Origin of the sequence: Methylobacterium brachiatum (assembly GCF_020523825.1) — a bacterium.
Taxonomy (GTDB): Bacteria; Pseudomonadota; Alphaproteobacteria; order Rhizobiales; family Beijerinckiaceae; genus Methylobacterium; species Methylobacterium brachiatum.
The window spans coordinates 103,871-128,049 of the sequence record NZ_JAJALK010000008.1; the positions used below are offsets into that span (position 1 = coordinate 103,871).

Annotated in this window: 26 protein-coding genes, 1 tRNA gene and 1 pseudogene; 21 read left to right on the forward strand and 7 right to left on the reverse strand. The window is 69.2% G+C overall.

All coding sequences use genetic code 11. From position 1 onward, the window contains the following. Nucleotides 1-272 precede the first annotated feature (272 nt). On the forward strand, nucleotides 273-1,139 hold the full coding sequence (galU, locus tag LGR69_RS18455; protein ID WP_230367019.1) for a UTP--glucose-1-phosphate uridylyltransferase GalU: 867 nt from the start codon (nucleotides 273-275) through the stop codon (nucleotides 1,137-1,139). A gap of 242 nt (nucleotides 1,140-1,381) precedes the next feature. On the opposite strand, the gene LGR69_RS18460 is transcribed toward galU, so the two are convergent. Continuing rightward, entirely contained in the window at nucleotides 1,382-2,284 is a 903-nt protein-coding gene (locus LGR69_RS18460; protein ID WP_007558886.1) for an N-formylglutamate amidohydrolase, read from the reverse strand. 209 nt (nucleotides 2,285-2,493) lie between these two features. On the opposite strand from LGR69_RS18460, the gene cpdR reads away from it, so the two are divergent. From cpdR to LGR69_RS18480, 4 genes are all read left to right on the forward strand, one after another. After that, on the forward strand, nucleotides 2,494-2,850 hold the full coding sequence (gene cpdR, locus LGR69_RS18465; protein WP_007558883.1) for a cell cycle two-component system response regulator CpdR: 357 nt from the start codon (nucleotides 2,494-2,496) through the stop codon (nucleotides 2,848-2,850). Nucleotides 2,851-2,955: 105 nt separating this feature from the next. Next, the gene (gene grxC / locus LGR69_RS18470; protein ID WP_007558881.1) at nucleotides 2,956-3,225 is read left to right on the forward strand and encodes a glutaredoxin 3; all 270 of its coding nucleotides are present in this window, start codon (nucleotides 2,956-2,958) and stop codon (nucleotides 3,223-3,225) included. Further along, a complete protein-coding gene (locus LGR69_RS18475) occupies nucleotides 3,218-4,087 on the forward strand; it encodes a carbon-nitrogen hydrolase family protein (protein WP_230366914.1) in 870 nt (289 codons plus the stop codon). Before grxC ends, LGR69_RS18475 begins: the two co-directional genes overlap by 8 nt. Continuing rightward, nucleotides 4,084-4,539: a DUF1178 family protein gene (locus LGR69_RS18480; RefSeq protein WP_230366915.1), complete on the forward strand. Its 456-nt coding sequence runs from the start codon at nucleotides 4,084-4,086 to the stop codon at nucleotides 4,537-4,539. The genes LGR69_RS18475 and LGR69_RS18480 overlap by 4 nt, the downstream gene beginning before the upstream one ends. Nucleotides 4,540-4,550: 11 nt before the next feature. Here the strand turns inward: LGR69_RS18480 and LGR69_RS18485 are convergent, their stop codons facing one another. Beyond that, the gene (locus LGR69_RS18485; protein WP_230366916.1) at nucleotides 4,551-5,039 is read right to left on the reverse strand and encodes a disulfide bond formation protein B; all 489 of its coding nucleotides are present in this window, start codon (nucleotides 5,037-5,039) and stop codon (nucleotides 4,551-4,553) included. A gap of 2 nt (nucleotides 5,040-5,041) precedes the next feature. Beyond that, entirely contained in the window at nucleotides 5,042-5,623 is a 582-nt protein-coding gene (locus LGR69_RS18490) for a YqaA family protein (RefSeq protein WP_007558873.1), read from the reverse strand. Between the two features lie 135 nt (nucleotides 5,624-5,758). Here LGR69_RS18490 and LGR69_RS18495 point away from each other — a divergent pair. The 6 genes and pseudogenes from LGR69_RS18495 to LGR69_RS18520 all read left to right on the forward strand — a co-directional run bounded on the left by LGR69_RS18495 (nucleotide 5,759) and on the right by LGR69_RS18520 (nucleotide 8,682). Next, nucleotides 5,759-5,843: transfer RNA gene (locus LGR69_RS18495), tRNA-Leu, on the forward strand. Nucleotides 5,844-6,090: 247 nt separating this feature from the next. Then, nucleotides 6,091-6,225: pseudogene (locus tag LGR69_RS32065) on the forward strand (NAD(P)-binding protein); the annotation flags it as partial. A gap of 102 nt (nucleotides 6,226-6,327) precedes the next feature. Further along, nucleotides 6,328-6,987, forward strand: coding sequence for an NAD(P)/FAD-dependent oxidoreductase (locus LGR69_RS18505; RefSeq protein WP_328505090.1), 660 nt, complete (start codon nucleotides 6,328-6,330; stop codon nucleotides 6,985-6,987). Then, entirely contained in the window at nucleotides 6,984-7,904 is a 921-nt protein-coding gene (locus tag LGR69_RS18510; RefSeq protein ID WP_230366917.1) for a histone deacetylase family protein, read from the forward strand. The genes LGR69_RS18505 and LGR69_RS18510 overlap by 4 nt, the downstream gene beginning before the upstream one ends. A 182-nt stretch (nucleotides 7,905-8,086) precedes the next feature. Then, nucleotides 8,087-8,257, forward strand: a complete 171-nt coding sequence (locus LGR69_RS18515) for a hypothetical protein (protein WP_163005920.1) — start codon at nucleotides 8,087-8,089, stop codon at nucleotides 8,255-8,257. Nucleotides 8,258-8,439: 182 nt separating this feature from the next. Beyond that, entirely contained in the window at nucleotides 8,440-8,682 is a 243-nt protein-coding gene (locus LGR69_RS18520) for a hypothetical protein (protein ID WP_007558865.1), read from the forward strand. Between the two features lie 9 nt (nucleotides 8,683-8,691). On the opposite strand, the gene LGR69_RS18525 is transcribed toward LGR69_RS18520, so the two are convergent. The 4 genes from LGR69_RS18525 to LGR69_RS18540 form a co-directional block, all read right to left on the reverse strand. Further along, nucleotides 8,692-9,852 (reverse strand): alanine racemase, encoded by a 1,161-nt coding sequence (locus LGR69_RS18525; protein WP_230366918.1) that lies wholly within the window; start codon nucleotides 9,850-9,852, stop codon nucleotides 8,692-8,694. A 70-nt stretch (nucleotides 9,853-9,922) separates the two neighbouring features. After that, complete coding sequence (locus LGR69_RS18530; RefSeq protein ID WP_230366919.1) at nucleotides 9,923-11,557, reverse strand: DUF5597 domain-containing protein; 1,635 nt, start codon at nucleotides 11,555-11,557, stop codon at nucleotides 9,923-9,925. Continuing rightward, nucleotides 11,554-12,189 carry a 2-dehydro-3-deoxy-6-phosphogalactonate aldolase gene (locus LGR69_RS18535; protein ID WP_091860013.1) on the reverse strand — a complete coding sequence of 212 codons (636 nt, stop codon included), beginning with the start codon at nucleotides 12,187-12,189 and terminating at the stop codon, nucleotides 11,554-11,556. Before LGR69_RS18535 ends, LGR69_RS18530 begins: the two co-directional genes overlap by 4 nt. Next, nucleotides 12,186-13,064, reverse strand: coding sequence for a 2-dehydro-3-deoxygalactonokinase (locus LGR69_RS18540; protein ID WP_230366920.1), 879 nt, complete (start codon nucleotides 13,062-13,064; stop codon nucleotides 12,186-12,188). The genes LGR69_RS18535 and LGR69_RS18540 overlap by 4 nt, the downstream gene beginning before the upstream one ends. 262 nt (nucleotides 13,065-13,326) lie before the next feature. On the opposite strand from LGR69_RS18540, the gene LGR69_RS18545 reads away from it, so the two are divergent. The 10 genes from LGR69_RS18545 (at nucleotide 13,327) to LGR69_RS18590 (ending at nucleotide 24,178) form a co-directional block, all read left to right on the forward strand. After that, nucleotides 13,327-14,085 (forward strand): ABC transporter ATP-binding protein, encoded by a 759-nt coding sequence (locus LGR69_RS18545; RefSeq protein ID WP_007558854.1) that lies wholly within the window; start codon nucleotides 13,327-13,329, stop codon nucleotides 14,083-14,085. Next, nucleotides 14,078-14,821 (forward strand): ABC transporter ATP-binding protein, encoded by a 744-nt coding sequence (locus tag LGR69_RS18550; protein WP_091860008.1) that lies wholly within the window; start codon nucleotides 14,078-14,080, stop codon nucleotides 14,819-14,821. Before LGR69_RS18545 ends, LGR69_RS18550 begins: the two co-directional genes overlap by 8 nt. 90 nt (nucleotides 14,822-14,911) lie before the next feature. Beyond that, nucleotides 14,912-16,129: an ABC transporter substrate-binding protein gene (locus LGR69_RS18555; RefSeq protein WP_007558851.1), complete on the forward strand. Its 1,218-nt coding sequence runs from the start codon at nucleotides 14,912-14,914 to the stop codon at nucleotides 16,127-16,129. 28 nt (nucleotides 16,130-16,157) lie between these two features. Next, complete coding sequence (locus LGR69_RS18560) at nucleotides 16,158-17,045, forward strand: branched-chain amino acid ABC transporter permease (protein ID WP_007558850.1); 888 nt, start codon at nucleotides 16,158-16,160, stop codon at nucleotides 17,043-17,045. A gap of 23 nt (nucleotides 17,046-17,068) precedes the next feature. After that, a complete protein-coding gene (locus tag LGR69_RS18565) occupies nucleotides 17,069-18,055 on the forward strand; it encodes a branched-chain amino acid ABC transporter permease (RefSeq protein ID WP_007558849.1) in 987 nt (328 codons plus the stop codon). A gap of 90 nt (nucleotides 18,056-18,145) precedes the next feature. Continuing rightward, a complete protein-coding gene (locus tag LGR69_RS18570; RefSeq protein WP_007558847.1) occupies nucleotides 18,146-18,499 on the forward strand; it encodes a hypothetical protein in 354 nt (117 codons plus the stop codon). A gap of 78 nt (nucleotides 18,500-18,577) precedes the next feature. Then, entirely contained in the window at nucleotides 18,578-20,530 is a 1,953-nt protein-coding gene (gene mutL, locus LGR69_RS18575) for a DNA mismatch repair endonuclease MutL (protein WP_230366921.1), read from the forward strand. A 394-nt stretch (nucleotides 20,531-20,924) separates the two neighbouring features. Continuing rightward, nucleotides 20,925-21,362: a helix-turn-helix domain-containing protein gene (locus LGR69_RS18580; protein WP_230366922.1), complete on the forward strand. Its 438-nt coding sequence runs from the start codon at nucleotides 20,925-20,927 to the stop codon at nucleotides 21,360-21,362. 156 nt (nucleotides 21,363-21,518) lie between these two features. Then, the gene (locus LGR69_RS18585; protein ID WP_230366923.1) at nucleotides 21,519-22,724 is read left to right on the forward strand and encodes an acyl-CoA dehydrogenase family protein; all 1,206 of its coding nucleotides are present in this window, start codon (nucleotides 21,519-21,521) and stop codon (nucleotides 22,722-22,724) included. A 275-nt stretch (nucleotides 22,725-22,999) separates the two neighbouring features. Next, nucleotides 23,000-24,178: an acetyl-CoA C-acyltransferase family protein gene (locus LGR69_RS18590; protein ID WP_230366924.1), complete on the forward strand. Its 1,179-nt coding sequence runs from the start codon at nucleotides 23,000-23,002 to the stop codon at nucleotides 24,176-24,178. Nucleotide 24,179: the final 1 nt, after the last annotated feature.

Here is a 24,179-nt window from a genome sequence, read left to right on the forward strand (position 1 = left end):
CCGCTCCGATGCCGTCTCACGTCTGCCGCCGACGAGCCTTGCCCGATCGGGCCGCGACGGGGAAGACGTAACGGCGCGTCGTCATCGCACGTTCAAGGGCCGCGTGGGATTCCTCTTCGATAACGGCCCCATTAGGTGGTCGCAGACGGTATATTTACGGTGCTTTGGCTCATACTATCGACGTAGAGGCCTTGCGAAGCATCGCGCCAGGCTATCTCACTGCCCGAACCATTGCCCATGCCGTTCCGTTCAGTTTCCGGAGTTGCCGCTTGATGAAACCGATCCGCAAGGCTGTCCTGCCCGTGGCGGGCCTGGGCACCCGCTTCCTGCCCGCCACCAAGGCGGTCCCGAAGGAAATGCTCACGGTCGTGGACCGGCCGGTCGTCCAGCATGTCGTCGACGAGGCGCGCGAGGCGGGCATCGAGCACTTCATCTTCGTCACGGGTCGCGGCAAGGCGGTGATCGAGGATCATTTCGATATTGCGTTCGAGCTGGAGCACACCCTTCAGGAGCGCGGAAAGACCGCCGCCTACGAGGAGCTGAAGCGCGATCTCCCGAAGGCGGGCCAGACCAGCTTCACCCGCCAGCAGGCCCCCCTCGGCCTCGGCCACGCAGTCTGGTGCGCCCGGGAGATCGTCGGCGACGAGCCGTTCGCGGTGCTGCTGCCGGATATGCTGAGCCGCGGTTGCATGCAGCAGATGCTCTCCACCTACCAGCGCCACGGCGGCAACATCATCGCGGTCGAGGAGGTGGCCCCGGAGGAGACGCACCAATACGGCATCGTCAGTGTCGGCGAGACCTACGGCCAGTCCTTCGAGATTACCGGCATGGTCGAGAAGCCCAAGCAGGGCACCGCGCCGTCGAACTTCATCATCTCCGGCCGCTACATCCTCCAGCCCGAGATCTTCGGGATCCTGGAGCACGGGAAGAAGGGCGCCGGCGGCGAGATCCAGCTCACCGACGCGATGATCGACCTGATGGAAACGCAGGATTTCTTCGGCATGCACTACGAGGGCCGGACCTACGATACCGGCTCCAAGATCGGCTTCCTGACCGCCAACCTGGCCTACGCGCTGGAACGGCCGGACTTGGCGGGACCGCTGAAGGCCGAGATCGCCAAGCTGTTGGAGCAGGGCTGAGCGCTTTGCGCGAAGCGCGGCGGAGGCATGCAGCCTGTGCGAAGGCCGGAGCGATTTAATCCTTGCTTCTTGTGCGCCGCACTGTAATTTGTGCACTGCGAGATCGCGATGGCGTCGCGGTCCCGTAGCCCTTCTTGGGCGTTTCCTCCCTAGACTTCGGGCCGCTCCTTCGGGAGTGGCCTTTTTTCTTTTCCGGCCTCGGCGTTGGCCGCTGTGAGCCTTATACCGGTGAGCCGGCGGCCCTACTCGGCCGCCATCCTGCTGGGTGTCAGATCGCCGAGATCGGCCGCCACGGTGGCGACGACGATCCGCAACGCCTTCGCCAAGCTCGGGAAATCCGGCGTCATCGCGAGGCTCGCCTCGTCCATGTAGAGCGCCCGGTTGACCTCGATCTGCAGGGCATGCCGTCCCAGATTCGGCTCGCCGTAATGCTCGGTGATGAAGCCGCCCGCATAGGGCTTGTTGCGCACCACCCGGAATCCCTGGCTCCGGAACGCGGCCTCGAAGGCCTCGATCAGGCCGGGGGCGCAGGCCGTCCCGTACCGGTCGCCCAGGACCATGTCCGCCTTGACCTCGGCATCGCGCCCGAGACTCGAGGACGGCATCGAATGACAGTCGATCAGGACGCAGTGACCGTGGGTGCGCGCCGTACGCTGGATCAGGCTGCGCAGCACCCGATGGTAGGGCTTGTACAGGGCCTCGATCCGCGCGGTAGCCTCGCCGACCGGGAGGCGACGCGCGTAGATCTCCTGACCATCCGCGACCACCCGCGGAACGGTGCCGAGCCCGCCCGCCACCCGCATCGAGCGCGTGTTAGCGAAGGGCGGCAGCCGACCGTCGAACATGCGCGGGTCGAGCTCGAACGGCTCGCGATTCACGTCCAGGAACGCCCGCGGAAAATTCGCCCGCAACAGGGGCGCCCCGAGCTCGACCACCGAGGCGAACAGGCGATCGACATACGCATCCTCGGACCGGCGCAGGCTCAGCGCGTCCAGACGCGAAGCCGCGATGAAATCCGAGGGGTAGACGGCGCCGGAATGGCCGGTATTGAAGACGAAGGGCAGGGTGTGCGCCGCCGGCTCGTCGACCTCGAAGGCCGGGGCAAAACCGAAGGCGTCGGGCTGTACCGTTTCGGGCGCGATCATTGGATGTGTGCAGGCCCCGGCGGTTGAGAAAACGCGGCGGACGCGCACTGTGGTATGCGAACGGTCGGCTGTCCACTCTGGTGCAGTAGGCCCACACCGCCATCCGTGAGACGCGCGGCGCCGGCTGCGAACTCAGATCCTAACACCTTGTTTACCATCGCCTCCCTTTATGGGATCAACATTTCGACTCGAGGGCTCGGAAACGGCCGATGAAAATCCTGCTGGCGGAAGACGACAACGACATGCGCCGGTTCCTGGCCAAGGCGCTGCAGAACGCGGGCTACGACGTCCTGTCCTTCGACAACGGCCTCTCGGCCTATAACCGGCTGCGCGAGGAGCCGTTCGAGCTGTTGCTCACCGATATCGTGATGCCCGAGATGGACGGGATCGAGCTGGCGCGGCGCGCCACCGAACTCGACCCGGACATCAAGGTGATGTTCATCACCGGCTTCGCTGCCGTCGCGCTCAATCCGGATTCGAAGGCTCCGAAGGACGCGAAGGTCCTCTCCAAGCCGTTCCACCTGCGCGATCTCGTCAATGAGGTCGAGAAGCTGATGGCCGCCTGACCGGCGGGCGCGTTCCGACCGGTCCGGCTGTGACCACAGGGGCATAGGTAATTCGACGGGCGCGCTCCTATATGGTGGGAGGTTCCGCGCGAGACGACGAACGCCATGCAGCCGGTCACGATCTACACCACGGCCTGGTGCCCCTATTGCTCGGCGGCCAAGAGCCTGCTGAAGGAGAAGGGCGTCGCCTTCCAGGAAATCGACGTGGAGCGCGCCCAGGGTGCGCGGGCCACGATGGTCGAGCGTGCCGGCGGGCGCACCAGCGTCCCGCAGATCTTCGTCGGCACGACCCATGTCGGAGGCTGCGACGACCTCTACGCCCTCGACCGCGCCGGCAAGCTCGATCCGCTCCTGACGGACAAGGCCGATGCCTGAGAGGCGCTTCCTTGCCGCCTGCGTGCAGATGCGCTCGGGCCGCGATCCGGGCGCCAACCGCGACGCGGCCGTGGCCGGCGTGCGTGAGGCGGCCAGCCGCGGCGCGGCCTATATCCAGACACCGGAGATGACCTCCCTGGTCGAGCGCAGCCGCGAACGCCTGTTCGAGCGCGTCACCACCGAAGATCAGGACGCGACCCTCGCCGGCCTGCGGCAGGCTGCCCGCGAGACCGGCGCGGTGGTGCATATCGGCTCGATCGCCGTGCGGTCCGGCGACAAGATCGCCAACCGCGCCTACCTGATCGGCGCCGACGGGGAAATCCTGGCCTCCTACGACAAGCTCCACCTGTTCGATGTCGACCTGCCGAGCGGCGAGCGCTGGCGCGAATCGGCCACCTATACGGGCGGCGCCTGCGCCGTCGTGGCGGCCACGCCCTGGGCGATGCTCGGCGTGACGATCTGCTACGATATCCGCTTCCCGGCTCTCTACCGGGCGCTGGCTGAGGCGGGGGCCGAGATCCTCACCGCGCCGGCCTGCTTCACCCGCCAGACCGGCGAGGCGCACTGGCACATCCTCCAGCGGGCGCGGGCGATCGAGACCGGCGCCTTCGTGATCTCGGCCGCACAGGGCGGCGTGCACGAGGATGGCCGCGAGACCTTCGGCCATTCGCTGATCGTCGATCCCTGGGGTCGCGTGCTAGCCGATGCCGGCGGGGCGGAGCCGAGGGTGATCCTGGCCGAGATCGATCTCGCTCAGGTCGCGGATGCGCGGGCGCGAATCCCGGCGCTGCAACACGGACGCGCGTTCACGGTCGAGCGCATCGGGCCCGAGGTTCGGGCCGCACAGTCAGCAAGAGAATGATCCGGTACAGTCTCGTCTGCGACGCCGACCACGACTTCGACAGCTGGTTCCCGTCCTCCGAATCCTACGATGTGCAGGCTGAGCGCGGGCTGGTGACCTGCCCGATCTGCGACAGCGCGAAGGTGACGAAGGCGCTCATGGCCCCGAGCGTGGCCCGCACCGATCGCGGGCAGGTTCCGGCACCGGTCGAGGCCCAGCCCGAGGCGGCGATGCCGATGATCGCGGAGCCCGAGCGCCAGGTCCGCGCGATGCTGCGCGCGTTGCGTGAGCAGATCGTGACCAATTCCGAGCATGTCGGAACGCGCTTCCCGGAGGAGGCGCGCAAGATCCATTACGGCGAGGCGGAAGGCCGCCCGATCTACGGCGAGGCGAGCCCGGCCGAGGCGCGGGCCCTCATCGCGGAAGGGATCGACGTGGCGCCGATCCCGATCATGCCCGACGACCGCAACTGAGCGGGCTGCGCTCAGGGACGCGCGGCGGCGGTGCCGGCCAGCGAGGCCAGCGCGAAAGCGGCGACGGCGTTCCATCCGGCGAGCGAGAGTCCCAGAACCCGCATCGCCGCCACCGAGCAATCGACGACCTTCGTGCTCTGAAGCTGGTTCAGGAAATCGCCGACCTGACCGGGATTGGCCCCCGTGCCGCCGCCGCAATCGCTGGGCCCCGGCCAGAAGCCCCATTCCGCGCCGGCATGGTAGACCCCGATCCCGGCCCCGTAGACGAGTCCGAGCGCGGCAAGCCCCAGCGCCAGGCGGGCCAGCCGCTCCGGCGCGAACAAAGCCGCAAGCCCGAGTGGGATCGCGGCATAATAGGGCAGGCGCTCGGTCAGGCAGAGCTTACAGGGCGCGTAGCCGTACCCGTACTGGAGCACCAGGACGGCGCCCAGGATCAGCGCGGAGGCGAGGGCGAGCCAGAGGCCCGCTCTCTTGAGGCGAAGGGCTGACGCGACGTTCATGGCTACAGGATCACCTTGAACAACAAGAAGCCGAGGACGACCACGGCCACCGAGATCGCCGCGACCGCGTTGAGATGCCGGTCGAGCACGCCGCGGATCTGGACACCGTAGCGGCCGAGCAGGCCGGCGAGGATGAAGAACCTGGCCCCGCGGGTGATGACGGACAGCACCGTGAACCAGAACAGGCTGTAATGGGCGAAGCCCGACGTGATCGTGACGAGCTTGTAGGGGATCGGCGTGAGCCCTTTCAACAGGATCACCCAATGGCCGTAGCGCGCGTAGGAATCCTGGAAGGTCGCGGCCGAGTTCTGCAGACCGTAGAGGCGGATCAGCCACTCGCCGACCGAGTCGAACAGGAGCGCCCCGATCGCGTAGCCGACGAGGCCCCCGAGCACCGAGGCCACCGTGGCGATCGTCGCGTAGAGCCAGACCCGGTCGGGACGGCTCACCGCCATCGGCACCAGCATCGCGTCCGGCGGAACCGGGAAGAACGAACTCTCGGCGAAGGCCACGGCCCCGAGCACGTAGGGCGCGGAGGGCCTGCCGCTGAGCGCGAGGATCCACGCGTAGAGCCGGCGGAGCATACAACTTCCAGATTGCCAGGGAACGGCTGCCCTTTGAGCATAGGCGCCGCGGAATGACCAGATTGCTCGGCCCCGGCAAAAAACCGCGCGCGCACCCTTGGCGCGGGCGCCACACCTATGCGAAGAGCGCGACGCGCGGGTATGGCGGAATTGGTAGACGCGGGCGACTCAAAATCGCCAGCCGCAAGGCGTGGGGGTTCGATTCCCTCTACCCGCACCATCGTTGCAGCTATCAGAGCTCATTCCAGAAACTGAGCGCGATCACGCCCCAACAGCACCGCATCCTTCGTCGTGCTGCAGTTCTGGTGGATCCCCGTCGTCTCAGGAGATTTTGCGTCGCGGTCTGCGCACTCTGCTGCGCTGCCCATCGTCCCCTATTTCGGCTGAAGGCGCGACCACGGGGTCGGCTATCGACATGAGGCGATCTCGTGAATCAGCGCCGATGCGTCGCGATCCTGGGAGCCGGTATGGCCGGCGCAGCCGCGGCGTCGCGCATCGCCGAAGCTGGCCTGGATGTGCGCGTCTTCGACAAAGGGCGTGGCGTCGGTGGCCGGATGGCGACCCGGCGCGCGGATGGGTTGCAGTTCGACCATGGTGCGCAATTCATGCGGGCGCACGGCGACGTCTTCGCGGCGCGCCTCGCGGATTGGGAGAGGCGGGGTATCGTCGGTCCCTGGGCAGAACGGCGGGTCGGCATACCCGACATGACCGCGCCGGTCCGAGACCTCCTGTCCGACCTCTCCGTCGCCTCCGGTACGGCGATCACGCGGATCATCCCCGATGGGGCGTGCTGGCGGCTGACCGACGGTGCAGGCGGCGAACACGGTCCGTTCGCGGCGGTCGCGATCACCTTCCCGGCGCCTCAGATCGCTGCGCTGCTCGCGGCATCGGGGTTTGCCCTGGCCGGGGTCGAGCGGGCGACCTACGCACCGTGCTGGTCTTTAATGGTGGCGGTCGAGCGGGCGCCTGCGGACGTGCTGATCGAGCCGAATGACGGTCCGATCGGGCTCATCGCCTCGGATTCCTCGAAGCCCGGCCGGTCGGAGGGCGGCCGCCTGACCGTGCATGCCAAGCCGGATTGGTCACGCACCCATCTCGAGGCGCGCAGGGAGGCGATCGTATCGGTCTTGTCGAAGGCCGCGGAAGCGTGTCTCGGATCGCCGCTCCGTGTCGGCTACGCCCAGGCGCACCGTTGGCGCTTCGCCCAGGTTGAGACCGCCCTCGAGAAGCCCTGCCTGTACGAACCCGACTTGCGGCTCGGCGCGGCCGGCGATTGGTGTCTCGGGCCGCGGATCGAGGCGGCGCATGACAGTGGTTTGGCGCTCGCCAACGCGATTCTGTCCGATCTCGGCAGGCCCGCGTGATCCCGCCCATCGCTTTCCATCCGGCCTACGAATCCAGCCTGCCGGCCGGGCATCGCTTTCCGATGCGGAAATACGGCCTGCTGGCCGAAACGCTGGTGGCCAAGGGGCTGGCGCCGCTGGGCTTCGTCACGCCGGAACTGGCCACCGCGGATATCTTGGTCAACGCGCACGATCCAGCCTACGTCGCCGCGGTCCTCGGCGTCGCAGTGCCCCGGGAGATCGAGCGGGCGATCGGCCTGCCGGTGGATGCGTCCCTGGTCCGACGGTCGCGCGCCTCGGTGGGCGGGACGCTCCTGGCGGCCCGGTTGGCGCTGGCCGAGGGGCTGGCGGGCAGCGCGGCCGGCGGCAGCCATCACGCACGGCGTCTGCAGGGCGCCGGCTTCTGTGTGCTCAACGACGTCGCGGTCGCCGCGCGAACCCTTCAGGCCGAGGGCGCGGTGCGGCGGATTCTGGTGGTCGATTGCGATGTCCATCAGGGTGACGGCACGGCGGATTGCCTGGCGCTGTGGCCGGACCTGTTCACGCTCTCGATCCATTGCGAGAACAACTACCCGGCCCAGAAGATCGCCGGAGATCTCGATATCGGCCTGCCGGATCGGCTCGACGATGCCGGTTACCTCGAGGTGCTGCGCGCCCGCCTGCCGCCGCTCCTCGACGCCCTAGTCCCCGATCTGATCTTCTACAATGCCGGGGTCGATCCGCATCGCGACGACCGCCTCGGGCGGCTGTGCCTGAGCGACGCCGGTCTGCTTGCCCGCGACCGGTTCGTGGTGGCGCAGGCGCGTGCCCGGCTCATCCCGCTCGTGGCCGTGATCGGCGGCGGATACACCCACGATGTCGAGGCGCTCGCCCTTCGGCATGCCCTGGTCTTCGAGGCGCTGGCGGCGGAGGCCGCAGCGGCGTCCTCGCCCGGGTGAGGCGCGGATGCATCAGGTGTCCGGACATCGTTTCGGACGCGGCACCGCGAAAGGTTTTGGGAAGGGTCGGCGGCGAGGATCCGGAAGTCACGGATCGATCAAATCGCGCGCGCCGAGCGGCCTCAACAGCTTCGCCCCAGGCAGATGTGCTGACGATCCTGTGAAGCCGTTGGGATTCAGTCATGCTTGCGCGAATCTGGGAGGTGTTGAAGGCGACGATTGCGGTGGTGGCACTGATCACGGCCGCTCTCGTCTCGGCGGACAAGCTCGATCGGCGCAAGCCGCCGACCCATGCCGCTTCTGTCAGCGAGCCTGCGGCGACCGGAGCCATCACGCCCGGCGCGAGGCCTTGATCGCGCTGGCTGCCTCCCCGTCGCCAGTCCCATCGGAGCGCGCGCGCACATCGGCCGGGCACCTTTCATGCGACAGAATGGTCCGCCGGCCGGGGGATATTTCCGCGGGGTCCGGCGTTCACGCCCCACTTTGAGGCTTGGCCGTTCGGGCCGTCCACGCTCTGGATAGAGGATCTGTTTCGATGAAGTCCGCTTCGTTCGCTCTGCTCGCCCTGATCGCCGGCGCGGCGCCGGCGCTGGCCGAATCCCGGGCGGACCGTGCCGCCTGCACGCCGGACGTCATGCGCCTCTGCGCATCGCAGATCCCGAATGCCACGGCGATCGCGGCCTGCCTGCGCAAGCAGCGTCCCAATCTCAGCCCCGGCTGCGGCCTGGTGATGGACCAGTCCGACCGCTCGGTCCGAACCGTCTCGAACCGGCGCTGACGCGGCCCCTCACCAGCCGTTGATGCGCGGCCAGACGGCGCCGGTCAGCGTTTGACCGGTGATGACATGGTAGCGATCGTGCTGGGCGCCGGTGGCGCAGGCATGGTTGGGTAGGATCCGGAGGCGCGCACCGACCGGAAGATCCGGCAGCGTCGCGGTCGAGCCGGGCCGCAGGGCCAGGATCCCGTGCTCCTGGTTGGCGTCCCGCACGATCAGGTCCGGATAGGGCTGGCCCGACCCGTCGCAGGCGACGCCGTAGCCCTGGTCGACCGCTTGGCGCGCCGTGCCGCGGTCGCGCGAGAGCGCCATCCAGCCGGCATCGGTGATGATCCAGCCCTTATCCCGCTGGTGACCGATCACCGTCGTCAGGACGCTGAGCGCGATGTCGTCGATCGTGCAGGAGCCGATCCCGGCCTGGAACAGGTCGCCGATCATGAACACGCCGGCGCGAACTTCGGTGATGCCGTCGAGATTGTCCGCGTAGCGCGCCGTCGGGGTCGAGCCGACGCTGACCACCGGGCAGGGCAGGGCCGCCTCGCGCAGGATCGCGGCGGCTGCCAAAGCGGCCTGACGCTCGGCCTCGGCCGCCGCCTTCAGCGCCGCCGGGTCGCTGAGCCCGTAGCTGTCGCCCGCATGCAGGAGCACGCCCCGGAGCGTTGCGCCCGCGGCGAGCACCCGCCCGATCGCCACAAGATGATCGGCGTCGCGGGGATCGACGCCGGAGCGATGCCCGTCGGCATCGACCTCGATCAGGACCGGCAGCGTATCGCCGGCGCGACGGCTCCAGCTCGCCACGGCCTCGGCTTGCTCGACCGAATCCAGAACGATCGCGAGATCGGTACCCCAGCGCCGCCGGATCGCGCCCACCCGATCGAGCTTCTGCGGCGCGATCCCCACGGCATAGATCAGGTCACGGACGCCGCCTTCGGCGAAGTACTCCGCCTCCCGCAGCGTCGAGACGGTCGCCGGACCGGACGGGCTCGCCATGGCGATGCGCGCGACGTCGAGGGATTTGGCGGTCTTCAGATGCGGTCGCAGCGACACGCCCAGCCGGTCGAGCCGCGCCCGCATCCCGGCGACGTTGGCCTTCAGCCTGTCCGAATCCAGGAGCAGGCAGGGCGTCTCCAGCGCCTCGAAGCCATCTGCCTGCCCGATGCGCCCGTCCGTCATCCGCCCGCTCCCGCGCTCTCCACCCGGGCGCGGTTCTAATGAGGGATCGGTGCGCCGTCACGGCGCAGACTCATCTGTTCGCGAACAGGGTGACCATCATCGACCGTCCCTCGGGCGGCAGGACGAGGCCGAAGGCGGTCTCGTCACCGTTGAGCAGGCGCTCGCGCACCCAGCGACCGTCTTCGAAATGACCCTCTTCCACCGTGACGAGTTCGACGGAGCCCGGCTGCCCGAGCTTGGGCGCGAAGAGCAGGTTGGCCGAGGCGCCGGTGACGAGATACCGGTCGGGCGCGGCGCGGGCCACGATCACCCGGCCCGAGAGATCGGGGTTCCCCTGGCCGCGCTTGCCGCCATAGACCTCCTTCACCTCGCCGAAGCGGGCCACGAAATCGACCTCGTCGAACGTTCCCGGCACGTTGGCGAGGCCGTCCTCCTCGATCGCCACGCGGACTTGGCCGGCGTCACGCAGCGGCAGCAGGAAGGGGGCGATACCGCTCAGCAGGCGGTAATCGACGGCGATCGGCTCCTCCGCCGGCCGGCCGTCCTTCAACCCGGATTCCGCGCTGAGGCCGAACCGGGCGATGCCCAGCGCGTGCGGCTGGGCCAGCGTCCAGAACGCATGGCGGGCATGGGCCATCGTCGCCCCGGTCTCCGGCACGAATAGCGGATTGCCCGGAATGTCGTAGGCGCGCGCGATCGCGATATAGGGGGCGATGTTGGTGTCGTAATTGTCGACCCCGACGACGTCGATGGCGGGCGCCAGCGCGCGCCATTGCGGCAGCAGCCAGGAGACCGCACCGCCCGAGGGCGAGCTTTCCCCCGGCCGCAGAAGCCCCGGCTGCTCCCGCGGCCAGACATTGGCGTAGAGGGGAAGCGCATAGACCCGCTTCCCGGCCTCCGCGACGGCGCCGATATATTTGGCGGTGTGATAGGCCATGAAGGCTTCCGGCGCATCGACGCCGTAACGCTCGGTCCAAGTACCGGGCTTGGCGCCCGGCATGTCGGCCGGCACGGGGCCGCGGAACAGTGCTTCCGCCGCGGGGGAATGGTCGCGGTCGGCGCCCAGCGTGCCGGCCTCGTTCTCCACCTGCACCATGATCACCGTGCGCTGGGCGCCGTCGACCTCGGCCAGATGTCCCATCAGGGCGGAGAAGGCCCGCGCGTCGGCGTCACGGCTGGCGGTGGCGATCGGGGTCAGCACTTCGATGGGCGCGCCGGTTGCAGAGATGACCCTGGGGAATCGCCGGACATCGCGCTTCACCCAGGCCGGGGTGTAGCTCATGGTGGCATTCTTCCAGGTGCCGAACCAGAGCAGGGTGAGCCGGAGCTTCTGCGCCCGCGCCTCCGCCAGCAACCCGTCCACCACCGACCAGTCGAACTTGCCCTCTTCGGGCTCGATCACCTGCCAGCTCACCGGAACCATGACCACGTTGGCATGAAGCCGCGCGATCGCCGGGCCCAGCGCCTTCAGGTCCGCCGGAAAGCCGCTGGAATTGTTGAGCTGGATCCCGAGAGTCAGGAACGGCTTGCCGTCCACTTCCAGGGCCGGCTTGCCCGCATCGTTTGGGACGAGGCGACTGGTCTGAGCCTGCAGTCCGGGGGAGGCCACGACCGCAGCGGCCGCCAGGAGCAGGCCGAAGAGACTTCGCCGCCGCGTCGCCGGCCAAGCGGCCGACCCCGATGCGAACAGGCCGTGCGCGTTCATGCAGATCCCCCGATCGCCGCGATGAAGGCTGCCGCGTCCCGGCCGACATCGACCGCCGGCTTTCCGGGGCGGTAGAGATTCGAGCCCAGCCCGAAGCCCGCTGCGCCCGCCTGCCGCCAGACCGAGACGCTGTCGGGCGTGACCCCGCCGACGGCGAGCACGCGGGCGCTGGACGGGAACACGGCCCGGTGCGCCTTGAGCGCCGCCGGGGTGGCAATGTCCGCCGGGAAGAGCTTCAGGGCGGTCGCGCCGGCCGCGAGCGCCGCGAAGGCCTCGCTCGGGGTCTGGTAGCCCGGCAGCGAGACGAGCCCGGCGGCGACGGTCGCGCGGATCACCGCGGCGTCCGTGTTCGGCGAGACGATGAGGGTGCCGCCCGCCGCCGCGACCTCCGCAACCTGCGCCGGCGTCAGCACCGTGCCGGCACCGACCAGCGCGCGACCGGCGAAACGCTCGGCGAGCGACGCGATGCTCTTGAGCGGCTCCGGCGAGTTCAGCGGCACCTCGATCAGGGTGAAGCCGGCCTCGACCAGCGCATCGCCGACGGCCGGCGCCTCGTCCGGCGTGAGCCCGCGCAGGATCGCCACCAGCGGGCAGGCCGCGAAGGCGGCCTCGAAGCGGTTGAGGATCGTCATGACCGGGAGCTCCAGATGGCGTGGATGCCGGCGGTCGTGGATCCGTCCGGCACCGCGACGGCGCGGCCGCCGGCTTCGGTGATCGCCACACCGTAGAGCGTGGCCAAGGCCCCGCCGGCGAGCAGGTAGACCGGGCGCCGGCCGAGATCGCTGCGCGTCCCGACATCCGCGCCGATCATGATGCCGCTCGCATAGGCCGCCGCATCCCAGGGCGCCAGCCGGGCGAGCAGCACGCCGGCCCGGACCTCGAACAGCGCGGCGGCGAGGTTGCGCGATTCGCGACCGCGCCGGAGTCCGTCCCGGAAGGCGTCGGAATCCGCGACCGGGCCGTCCAGCATGCCGGCCAGGATGCCGTGTGACCGGACCAGGGCGAAGAGCTCCCCGGTCATGACGGTGGTGAAATCCGTGATCGCGCCGTCGACCGTCTCGATCCACTTGTTGTGCGTGCCCGGCTGGCAGAACAGGGCCGTGGACGGCGCGGCACCGGTGCTGATCGCGCCGAGCACCTGGACCTCCTCGCCGCGCATCACGTCCGGGCGGGGGCCGCTCCGCAGGGCGATTCCGGGGATGATCCGCACATCAGGCGCGACGTCGAGGCAGGCGGCAGCAAGATCCTGGAGGGTGGCGGGCGCGTCGATATAGGGCGCCTCGCGCCAGCCCCGGGTCGAGCCGACCATCCCCGCCGCGACGACGGAGTGCACGCCGAAGCGGTCGCGCAGCGCCGCGATGGCGTCGGGATAGTCGTCCTGGGTCAGCGCGAGGACGCCGCGGTCGTCCTGAAGGCTATCCACCACGGCGCCTCCCGCGGTCATCGCGTAGGCACGCCGGTTGGTGGTTCCCCAGTCCACGGCGATGTAGGCCGCTCGGCCGACCATGCGCCTCCTCCCTCTCCCGAATTTGTCTGAGTTATATGGGGCTCGCGAGGCTGGTCAAGCTCGGACCGACCCGCCGAACCGAAGGGAAAACCTTGGCCGCGCCGGCTCCGCAATCCCCGATGCCGGCTACCAGATCAGGCGCGGCAAGCATCAGCATATCATGAGCCGGGGATTGTCCCGCCGCGCCGAGCGTTTGCGATGGACTGTTCAGGGCCGGATCGGCGATATGGCAGGCAATAAATCATACGCGGGAGGGACGCGCTTGGCACGGGACGTGATCCTGGCGACCGATGGCTTGACGATGGAATTCAAGGGATTCCGGGCCGTCAACGGCGTCAAGCTGGAAGTCGAGCGCGGGACGATCCACGCGTTGATCGGCCCGAACGGCGCCGGCAAGACCACCTGCTTCAACCTGCTGACGAAGTTCCTCATCCCCACCGCCGGCACCATCCGGTACAAGGACAAGGACATCACCGGGATGCGGGCCGCCGACGTGGCGCGGCTCGGGCTCGTGCGCTCCTTCCAGATCTCGGCGGTGTTCCCGCACCTGACGGTGACCGAGAACGTGCGGATCGCGCTGCAGCGACGGCGGCGGGGCGATTCCTTCGACTTCTGGCGGCCCGAGCGGGTGCTGCGGGCGCTCGACGGCGAGGCGCTGGCCCTGGTCGAGGCGGTGGGCCTGTCCGAATTCGCGGATTCGCTGGCCGTCGAGCTGTCTTACGGCCGCAAGCGCGCGCTGGAGATCGCCACGACCCTGGCCCTCGATCCCGAGATGCTGCTGCTCGACGAGCCGATGGCCGGGATGGGCCACGAGGACGTGGAGCGGACGGCCCAGCTGATCCGCCGGGTCTCGAAGGACCGCACCATCCTGATGGTCGAGCACAATCTCTCGGTGGTCGCGTCGCTGTCGGACCGCATCACTGTCCTGGCCCGCGGCCAGGTCCTGGCCGAGGGCGATTACGCCACCGTCTCGAAGGATCCGCGCGTGGTCGAAGCGTATATCGGGGCGGGACATGCGTGAGGCCGCCGTGAAGACGCCCCTGCCGGCCGCGGCGACGGATGCCCTCCTGACCGTGCGCGGGCTGGAGGGCTGGTACGGCGAGAGCCACGTGCTCCACGGCATCGACATCGATGTCCGGGCCGGCGAAGTGATCACGCTGCTCGGCCGCAACGGCGCCGGCAAGACCACGACGCTGCGGGCGATCATCGGCATCCTCGGCCGGCGGGCCGGCTCGATCGTCTATGACGGCGTCGAGACCATCCGGATGGCCTCGCGCAACATCGCCCGCCTCGGCCTCGGCTACGTCCCAGAGGAGCGCGGCATCTTCGCGAGCCTCACGGTCCACGAGAACCTGATGCTGCCGCCCCGGGTGAAACCGGGCGGGATGTCGGTGGCCGAGATCCACACCCTGTTCCCGAACCTGAAGGAGCGTGCGGGCAGCCAGGGCACCAAGCTCTCGGGCGGCGAGCAGCAGATGCTCGCCATCGGCCGCATCCTGCGAACCGGCGCGAAGCTGATCCTGCTGGACGAGCCCACCGAAGGTCTCGCGCCGGTCATCGTCCAGCAGATCGGCCGGACGATCCAGCAATTGAAGTCTCAGGGCTACACCATCGTGCTGGTCGAGCAGAATTTCCGCTTCGCCCAGACGTTGGCCGACCGGCACTTCGTCATCGAGCAGGGCAGGGTGGTCGACATGATCCCCAATGCCGATCTTGACGCCAATATCGACAAGCTTCACGCCTATCTCGGCGTCTGAGGCGGACGACCAATACCCAATAAGCGCCGGAGAACGGCGTCGAACGCTCGGCAGGCGGGATCCGCTGCGCCGCTGGAGGATAGGAAGACCATGTTCGGACGTCTCATCGGGTCCGTCTCCCTCGCCGCCCTCGCCGGAGCCCTGATGATGGGCGGCGCGAGCGCGCAGACGAATGTGAAGATCGGCATCCTCGGCGATCGCTCGGGGGCCTATTCCGACATCAGCGGCGAGGGGTCGGTGGTCGCCGCCCGGCTGGCCGTCGAGGATTTCAAGCCGGCCGAGCACGGGCTGAAGGTCGAGATCGTCTCGGCCGACCACCAGAACAAGCCCGATGTCGGCGCGGCCATCGCCCGGCAATGGTACGACCGCGACAACGTCGACATGATCACCGACGGCGTCACCTCCTCGGTCGCCCTGGCGATCAGCCAGGTGACCAAGGAGAAGAACAAGGTCTTCATCGATACCGGCGCCGGCACCGCCGACCTCACCGGCCCGCAATGCACGCCGAACACGATCCACTGGGTCTACGACACGGTGGCGCTCGCCAACGGCACCGGCGGCGCCATGGTCAAGCGCGGCGGCAACACCTGGTTCTTCCTCACCGCCGATTACGTGTTCGGCCAGACCCTGCAGCGCGACACCAGCGCGGTGATCACCAAGAACGGCGGCAAGGTCATCGGCTCGGTCAAGACGCCGTTCCCGACCTCGGACTTCTCCTCGTTCCTGCTCCAGGCCCAGGGCTCCGGCGCCAAGGTGATCGGGCTCGCCAATGCCGGCACCGACACGATCAACGCGATCAAGCAGGCCGGCGAGTTCGGCATCACCGAGGGCGGCCAGGCGCTCGCCGGCCTCCTCGTGTTCTCCTCGGATGTCCACTCGCTCGGCACCAAGGTCGCGCAGGGCCTCGTCCTGACCGAGCCGTTCTACTGGGACCTGAACGACCAGACCCGGGCCTTCTCGGACCGCTTCGCCAAGCAGATGAAGGGCAATTCGAAGCCCACCGCCAACCACGCGGGCGTCTACTCGGACGTGCTCCACTATCTCAAGGCGATGGCCGAGCTGAAAACGGCCAAAGATGGCGCCGCCGTCGTGGCCAAGATGAAGGCGATGCCGACCGACGACCCCCTGTTCGGCAAGGGCACCATCCGCGCCGACGGGCGCAAGATCCACGACATGTACCTGTTCGAGGTCAAGAAGCCGTCCGAATCGAAGGGCGAGTGGGACCTGTACAACAAGCTCGAGACGATCCCGGGCGATCAGGTCTTCCGGCCGCTCAACGAGGGCAATTGCCCGCTGGTGAAGGGCTGACAATGCGGGTCCGGCACGGAGGACGGCCATGACCATGATCTTCGGCGTGCCGACCCAGGCCCTGTTCGGGCAGCTGCTGCTCGGCCTGATCAACGGCTCGTTCTACGCGATCCTGTCGCTCGGGCTCGCGATCATCTTCGGGCTCCTGAACATCATCAACTTCGCCCACGGCGCGCTCTACATGATGGGCGCGTTCGTGGCCTGGATGCTGCTGACCTATGTCGGGCTCGGCTACTGGTGGGCGCTGGGCCTCGCACCGCTGGTGGTGGGCGCCTTCGGCATCCTGCTGGAGCGGGTGCTGATCGCCCGGCTCTACAAGCTCGACCACCTCTACGGCCTGCTTCTGACCTTCGGCCTGGCGCTGATCATCCAGGGCCTGTTCCGCAACCAGTACGGGGTCTCGGGCCTGCCCTACGCGATTCCGGCCGAGCTGTCGGGCGGGCAGCGCCTGCCGTTCATGTTCCTGCCGAACTACCGGGCCTGGGTGGTGGTGGCCTCGCTCACCGTCTGCATCGCCACCTGGCTGGTCATCGAGAAGACCAAGCTCGGCGCCTATCTGCGGGCCGCCACCGAGAATCCGACGCTGGTCCAGGCCTTCGGGGTCAACGTGCCCCTGTTCCTGACCCTGACCTACGGGTTCGGCGTGGCGCTCGCGGGCTTCGCTGGGGTGCTCGCGGCGCCGATCTACTCGGTGAACCCCAACATGGGTGCCGACATCATCATCGTGGTCTTCGCCGTGGTGGTGATCGGCGGCATGGGCTCGATCATCGGCTCGGTGATCACCGGCTTCGCGCTCGGCCTGGTCGAGGGTCTGACCAAGGTGTTCTACCCGGAGGCGTCGGCGACCGTGATCTTCGTGATCATGGTGCTGGTGCTGCTCGTCAAACCCGCCGGCCTGTTCGGGCGCACGGCCTGATAGAGATCTGAGGCTCGATCCCCATGGCCGACACCGCCGCCATCGACGCTGCACCGATCGCCGCCGCGCTGCCGACGCGCCGCGACGACAAGGCGCTGCACCGGATGATCTTCGTCGGCATCGCGGTGCTGCTGATCGCGGCGCCCCTGGTGCTCTATCCCGTCTACCTGATGAAGGTGCTGTGCTTCGCGCTGTTCGCGCTCGCCTTCAACCTGCTGCTGGGCTACGGCGGCCTGCTGTCGTTCGGCCACGCCGCCTATTTCGGCATGGCGAGCTATCTCTGCGCCTACACGGCCAAGAGCCTCGGCTTCACCCCGGAACTGGCGATCCTGTCGGGCACCGCCACGGCGGCCCTGCTCGGGCTCGTCTTCGGCTCCCTGGCGATCCGGCGCCAGGGCATCTACTTCTCGATGATCACCCTGGCGCTCGCCCAGATGGCGTTCTTCTTCTCGCTGCAGGCCAAGTTCACCGGCGGCGAGGACGGCATCCAGGCGGTGCCGCGCGGCAACCTGTTCGGGGTGTTCAGCCTGGCGGACGACCGGGCGATGTACGCCGTCGTCTGCGTGGTCTTCATGGCCGGGATGCTGCTGATCTACCGGATCATCCACTCGCCGTTCGGCCAGGTGCTGAAGGCGATCCGGGACAACGAGCCCCGGGCGATCTCGCTGGGCTACCGGGCCAACCAGTACAAGCTCGCGGTCTTCGTCCTCTCGGCGACGCTGGCCGGGCTCGCCGGCTCGACCAAGGCGATCGTGTTCCAGCTCGCCTCGCTCACCGACGTCCACTGGTCGATGTCGGGCGAGGTGGTGCTGATGACGCTCGTTGGCGGCATGGGCACGGTGTTCGGGCCCATCGTCGGCGCGCTGGTGATCGTCACCATGGAGACGTACCTGGCGCAGTTCGGCGCCTGGGTGACGATCATCCAGGGCTGCGTCTTCGTGCTCTGCGTGCTGCTGTTCCGGGAAGGCATCGTCGGGCTGATCGCCCGGATCATCCGCAAGCCGCTGTGACGGGCGGCCGCAGGCGGCCGGCGCCGGCGCGTTGACGGATCGTTAACCACGGCGGCTCAACCTGCAGTTCCCAGGCTGACAGGTTTGAAGATGACGAAGACCCAGCCGCTGAGCATTGACGATCCCGCGGCGGATTGCCCGATCCCGGTCGAGACCGTCGGCCGATTGATCAAGGCCGACGCCGACGCGGCGACCTACATCCTGGACGGCATCCCGGAGGCGACACGGGCGCGTCTTGCGGTCTGGTTGTACGGCCGCAGCCACACCCACGAGATCGGCGTGCGCGTCGCGGCGACCTGCGACGGCGCCACGCTGCGCCGCACCGCCGGCCTCGTCGGCACCGCCCTCTACGACGCGTCCCGCCGGCCCTACAAGGCGCCGAGCCACGGCGCCCGGCCCGCCGGCAGCCGCATCTCGCTGGGCGGTTCGAGCCGCCGGGCCTGAGCGCCGCGGCTTCGCGACACGGTCCCTGTCATCCGGTACGCTAGGAGCGCCGCCGTCCGCCGGCTATCGTGCGCCCCAATGTCCGCCCCTCAACCCGTCATCCGCCGCCTGGACCCGATCCTCGTCGACCGCATCGCCGCGGGCGAAGTGGTGGAGCGCCCGGCCTCGGCCGTGAAGGAGCTGGTCGAGAACGCGATCGATGCCGGGGCCCGCACCATCGACGTGGTGGTGGAGAATGGCGGCCGCCGGTTGATCCGGGTCATCGACGACGGCCGCGGTATGAGCCCGGAGGATCTGGCGCTGTGCGTCGAGCGCCACGCCACCTCGAAGCTCCCGGGCGGCGACCTCTCGGCCATCGACACGCTCGGATTCCGCGGCGAGGCTTTGCCCTCGATCGGCGCGGTGTCGCGGCTCGCCATCACCACCCGCCCCGAGGGGGCCGAGGCCGGGGCGAGCCTGACCGTCGAGGCCGGGCTGAAGGGCGCGGTCCGGCCGGCCCCGGCCCAGCGCGGCACCCGGATCGAGGTGACCGAGCTGTTCGCGGCGACGCCGGCCCGGCTGAAATTCCTCAAATCCGACCGGGCCGAGAATTCGGCCATCGCCGAAACCTTGCGGCGGCTCGCGGTGGCCCAGCCCGGGATCCGCTTCACCCTGCGGGCCGATGCGGGCCAGCCGCTGCTGCTGCCGGCGGAGACCGGCCCTGAGGGCGAGCTGCGCCGGCTGACTGCGGTGCTCGGCCCCGATTTCGCCGCCAACGCGCTCCCGGTCTCCCTCGCCCGGGAGGGGTTCTCCGTGACCGGCCATGTCGGCCTGCCGACCTATCACCGCGGCGCCGCCGGCTACATCCACCTCGTGGTCAACGGCCGTCCGGTACGCGACCGGCTGCTGCTCGGCGCGGTGCGCGGTGCCTATGCCGACACCCTGGCCTCCGACCGCCATCCGGTGCTCGGGCTCGCCATCGCGTGCGATCCCGACCTAGTCGACGTCAACGTCCACCCGGCCAAGACCGAGGTGCGTTTCCGCGAGCCCGGCCTGGTGCGGGCGCTGGTGGTCAGCGCGATCCACGACGCCCTGCGCCGGGGTGGCGCCCGCTCGGCCACCACGGGGGCCAGCCGGACCCTCGACGCCCTGCGCCCCGCCGGCCCGGCGCTCGCCACCCATACCGGCGCGGCCGCGCCGAGCCTGTTCCGCTCCGCGCGGCCGAGCTTCTTCCCGGCCGGCACGCCCTCCGTGGCGGCGCCGTCGGGCTACCGCCGGACCGAGAGCTGGCGCCCGGCGCCGGAGCCGGCCGAGGCGGCCCCGGTCTTCGGGGAGCCGGAGGGCTTCGGCGAGGCGGCGCAGGCCCCGTTCGAAGGGCCGGCGGATCTCGCGGCGCCGCCCCAGGCGGATGTCCGCCTTTCGTCCGAGGCGGCTGAGGCCGTCGACCATCCGCTCGGCGCGGCACGCGCGCAGATCCACGAGACCTATATCCTGGCCCAGACCCGGGACGGCCTCGTCATCGTCGATCAGCACGCCGCCCATGAGCGCCTCGTCTACGAGCGCATGAAGGCGGAGCGGGCGCGCGGCGGCATCGCCCGCCAGGGCCTGCTGATCCCGGACGTGGTCGAGATGAGCCCCGACGCCGCCGAGCGCCTGGTCGCCGCCGCCCCGGATCTCGACCGGCTCGGCCTGTCGATCGAGGCGTTCGGGACCGGCGCCGTGCTGGTGCGTGAGGTACCGGCCGCCCTGATCGGCGCCTCGATCCGCGATCTCGTCACCGATATCCTCGACGCGCTGGAGGCGAGCGGCGACGAGGAGGGCGGCGCCCCCGCCACCGAGGGCGGCCCCCTCGGCCGGCGCCTCGACGCGGTGCTCTCGCGCATGAGCTGCCACGGCTCGGTCCGCGCCGGGCGGCGCCTGCGTCCGGAGGAGATGAACGCGCTGCTCCGCGAGATGGAGGCGACGCCCAATTCCGGCCAGTGCAACCACGGCCGTCCGACCTCGATCGAGTTGAAGCTCTCCGACATCGAGCGGCTGTTCGGCCGCCGGTGACAAAGCGGTGCGGCTCGAACGGGAGGGATGCTCCTTGAAACGACCGTGCCAATGGCGTACCATAATCGCTGGGATCGAAGCGTCGTAACCTTCGAATTCCGCGATGACGGCGTCACGGGCGGCGACGTCATCACGGTGACGATGGCGACACCGGCCGGGGCGCTTCACCTCATGGCCGAAGTCGCTCTCGAGGATGAGGGACGCAGGTTGCGGCTCTTCGGGGTCCACATGCATTCTGAGAGCGGCAGCGGTACGATCGGGCCGGCCAATCTCCGGCGTCTGGCGCGCTGGGCCGTCGAGGAGACCGGCTTCGATGAACTCATCGTTGAGGGAGCGGCTCGCACGTCTGGGGCCCGTCCGGGACATATCCCGCGTCACATCCGGGTTGCCCGCTGTGATCTCTCTGACCCCGGTCGAGAACGTCCAGCAGGTCCTGGCGATCCCCGCGGCACTCGCCCTGGCAAAGCGCGGGATTAGCCTTCTCCGGGCGAAGCGCGTCGTCGAGGAGGTCCTCTCCCGGGGCTACGCGGTGGTCGAGCTTCCCACGGTCGAGGATGCGAGCGTACTGGCGGACGATCTGCGCCGAGCCGGATGCAAAGCCGCTGAGGTGAACCGCGGCGTGGTCGATGTCCGGGATCTTCGCGAGCGCCTGGGGCTGACGCAGGAGCAGTTCGCCTTGCGCTACGGTCTCGATGTGTCGGCCATTCGCAATTGGGAAACCGGCCGACGCAAGCCCGACCCGGCGGCGCTCGGCTATCTCCACGTCATCGACCGGATGCCCGAAGAGGTCCGATCGGCCCTGGAGAAACCGCTCGCCTCCGCCACTTCATAGCCGGCCGCGCCTGCGGGTTGGACGCGACACGAGTCCGCGCCTGTCCCACGAACGGATCATATCCGACGTGCTTTGTCTGGACCGAAGACCTGATACCCCGACTCTAGCGCATCACCTTCCCTGACCCGCACCGCGCCGCCGCCGGAGCCCGCGACCATGGATTTCACCATCTCTAGCCGCGTCGAGGATTACCGCGTGCGGATCGCCGCCTTCGTGGATGCGCAGATCCTGCCGGTGGAGGCGGACCGGTCGGCCTACGACGCGCACGGGAATATCGGCCTGGCCGAGCTGGCCCGGCTGCGCGCGCTGGCCAAGGCGGAGGGGCTGTGGTGCCTGCAGCTCAAGCCCGAGACCGGAGGGGCCGGGCTCGACAAGGTCGGCATGGCGGTCTGCTACGAGGCGATGAACCGCTCGATCTTCGGGCCGGTGGTGTTCAATTCCGCCGCCCCCGACGACGGCAACATGATGGTGCTGGAGAAGGTCGCCACCCCGGCCCAGAAGGAACGCTGGCTGGCGCCGATCGTGCGCGGCGAGGTCCGCTCGGCCTTCGCCATGACCGAGCCGCATCCCGGGGGCGGCTCGGATCCCGGCATGATCCAGACCCGGGCCGAGCGGCGGGGCGACACCTACGTGGTCACCGGCCGCAAATGGTACATCACCGGGGCCGAGGAGGCCGCCCACTTCATCCTGATGGCCCGCACCTCCGACGATGCCCGGAAAGGGCTCACCGCCTTCCTGTTCCACAAGGACCAGCCCGGCTGGGAGATCCTGCGCCGGATCCCGATCATGGGCCCGGAGGAGCATGGCGGCCATTGCGAATTGCTGTTCGACGGGCTGGAGATCCCGGCCGAGAACGTCCTGATGAACGAGGGCGACGGCCTCAAGCTGACCCAGATCCGCCTCGGCCCGGCCCGGCTGACCCATTGCATGCGCTGGCTCGGCCTGTCGAAGCGCTGCGTCGAGATCGCCCGGGCCTACGCGGCGGAGCGGCACGGCTTCGGCATCCGCCTCGCCGACCGGGAGAGCATCCAGCTCATGCTGGGTGACTTGGCCATGCGGATCGAGATCGGCCGGTTGCTGGTGATGAAAGCGGCCTGGGCGCTCGACCAGGGGAGCTTTGCCCGCAAGGAGGTCTCGATGGCCAAGGTCCACGTCGCCAACCTGATCCACGCGGCGGCCGACATCGCCATCCAGATCAACGGCGCCCGCGGCTACTCCACCGACACGCCGCTGGAATGGATCTACCGCTACGCCCGCCAGGCGCGGCTGGTGGACGGGGCCGACGAGGTCCACAAGATGGTGCTCAACCGCAATCTCGAGGCCGAGGGCGATTCGTTTTGGACTTGGGGGGTCGAGACGTGATGGGTGTTGTTCCACCTTAAAAAGCGAACATCCAGCCCAACCCCCTCATCCTGAGGTGCGTCCACGCAGCGGACGCCTCGAAGGAGGCCTCCCGGAATCGGGCGGCTGGCTGGAAGTCTCCTTCGAGGCCCAGCGATCTTCGATCGCCGGGCACCTCAGGATGAGGGCGTGGGTGGGATGATTGATTCTGTACGCCGCCCGTAATGAAGAACGAAAGCCGGCTCTGCGAAAGCATGGATCGGTGACCGTCCAAGGTGAGGAAAGGTCCGAAAAAGATGACCGATGTCGTGATCACCGGTGCGGTGCGCACCGCGATCGGCACCTTCGGGGGCTCGCTCGCCGCGATCCCGCCGGCCGAGCTGGCGGCCCGATGCGTGGCGGAGGCGCTCACGCGCGCCAGGACCGCGCCCGAGGCGGTCGGCCACGTGGTTCTGGGCAACGTCATCCCCACGGAGCCGCGGGACGCCTATATCGCCCGGGTCGCGGCCATCGAGGGCGGGGTGCCGAAGGAAGTGCCGGCGCTCACGGTCAACCGCCTGTGCGGCAGCGGCCTGCAGGCGATCGTCTCGGCCGCCCAGGCGATCATGCTGGGCGATGCGGATGTCGCGGTCGCTGGCGGCGCCGAGAGCATGAGCCGCTCGCCGCACCTGCTGAGGACCGGCCGCTTCGGACAGCGCATGGGCGACGCCGCCCTGGTCGACTACATGGTCGGCGTGCTCAACGACCCGTTCGGCCACGGCCATATGGGCGTCACCGCCGAGAATGTCGCCGAGCGCTACGGCATCTCCCGCACCATGCAGGATGACTTCGCCGCCGAGAGCCAGGCCAGGGCCGCGCGCGCGATCCGCGAGGGCCGGTTCCGCGACCAGATTCTGCCGGTCGAGGTCCAGCGCAAGCGCGAGACCGTGGCGTTCGACACCGACGAGCACCCGAAGGCCACCAGCGCCGAGGATCTCGCCAAGCTCCGCCCGGCCTTCTCCAAGACCGGCAGCGTCACCGCCGGCAACGCGTCCGGCCTCAACGACGGCGCCGCGATCGTGGTGCTCGCGAGCGCGGCCGCCGCCGAGCGGGACGGGTCGAGGCCGCTCGCCCGCATCGTCGGCTACGCCCATGCCGGCGTCGATCCCTCCGAGATGGGCATGGGTCCGGTGCCGGCGGTGCAGCGCCTGCTGGAACGCACCGGCCTGCGCGCCGCCGATTTCGACGTGATCGAGTCGAACGAGGCCTTCGCGGCCCAGGCCTGCGCGGTCTCCCGCGCCCTCGACCTCGACCCCGACAAGGTCAACGTGAATGGCGGCGCCATCGCGCTCGGCCATCCCCTGGGCGCCACGGGGGCGATCGTCACCGTGAAGGCGCTCTACGAGCTGGCCCGGGTGAACGGCCGCTACGGGCTCGTCACGATGTGCATCGGCGGCGGCCAGGGCATCGCCATGGCGATCGAGCGGCTGCACTGAG